At 57.8% G+C, this 1054-nt stretch carries 2 protein-coding genes and 1 pseudogene; all 3 read right to left on the reverse strand.

The window, feature by feature from the left end; translation table 11 throughout:
* Positions 1 to 195: 195 nt before the first annotated feature.
* Positions 196 to 477 (reverse strand): transposase, encoded by a 282-nt coding sequence (locus QU44_RS18940; protein ID WP_331377498.1) that lies wholly within the window; start codon positions 475 to 477, stop codon positions 196 to 198.
* Positions 478 to 551: 74 nt separating this feature from the next.
* A pseudogene (locus QU44_RS16965) lies at positions 552 to 908 on the reverse strand (ATP-binding protein); the annotation flags it as partial.
* A gap of 17 nt (positions 909 to 925) precedes the next feature.
* Entirely contained in the window at positions 926 to 1036 is a 111-nt protein-coding gene (locus tag QU44_RS18910) for a transposase domain-containing protein (protein WP_269429181.1), read from the reverse strand.
* Positions 1037 to 1054 lie beyond the last annotated feature (18 nt).

The raw sequence follows: 1054 nt of genomic DNA on the forward strand, positions 1-1054 counted from the left end.
TAGCCAAGCCCTTTTTCAGCAGCCTGTTAATACACCAAGAAACTTCTTGACCTCAACCGCTATCATAGTGTCACCCCCTGCACGGCAGATAAATCTAACAAAGTAGACATGCATCAAACGCTTGGCTTTGTCACTCGATTATATAATTGATCTGGTATCGATTTCGCTAGATGGCTCTAAGAGCCGTCTCGAATCTCATGCGTAACGAGCGAGCCGCCGGATAAGCAACATGGCGGACGCGGCGTATAGGAAGGCAGTGGCGGATCGGATGCTTTGCTCGAAGTCTTTGGCGAGGCGTCTATTGCGGTTGAGCCAGGCAAAGGTTCGCTCGACGACCCAGCGACGTGGATGGACAACAAGCCGGTTTGATCGGCGAACTTGCGCACGATCTGGATGCCGATCGACGTCGCCATTGCGACACGCGCGTTGGTATAGGCGCTGTCGGCGTAAGCGAGCTTCACGAACGGGTGCTGTCAACGGGCACCGAAGTTTCCCTAAAAGTGGGCTCCTAAAATTCCCTGTTCTGGCTGGGGCGGGTTGGGTTGTGGTGATCAGCCGTATTCCTGATCGGCGGGTGCCTTCGATGGTGGCCGACCGCGGCGTTTCGGGGTCGGCGGCGGGTTGATGGGAGAGCTGGACCTACTGTGCTCGGGCAGCAGGTCGGCGTGCTGGCGCATGCGATAGCTGGAGCCCTCGATCTGAACGACGACGGCATGATGCAGCAGCCGGTCGAGCAGCGCGGTGGCGACAACGTGATCGCCGAACACGTCACCCCATTCGGCAAAGCCGCGATTTGAGGTGAGGATCATCGCGCCTTCTTCGTATCGCGCGTTGACCAGTTGGAAGAACAGATTGCCGCCACCAGGCGTAACTGGAAGATACCCGATCTCGTCGACTACGAGCAACGATGACGTAACCGATGTTCTCAGCCCGCGTCGGTCCAGGGCATGAGGTCACCGACACGGTTCGCGGGATAGCCGTTGGCGAGCTTGGTGAGCGTGTCGGTCAGCCAGCTATGCGGGTTAACCTCTCTTATTCACTGGGCTGCTGCGTG

The sequence above is a fragment of the Sphingomonas sp. 37zxx genome (genome assembly GCF_000786205.1).
Taxonomy (GTDB): Bacteria; Pseudomonadota; Alphaproteobacteria; order Sphingomonadales; family Sphingomonadaceae; genus Sphingomonas.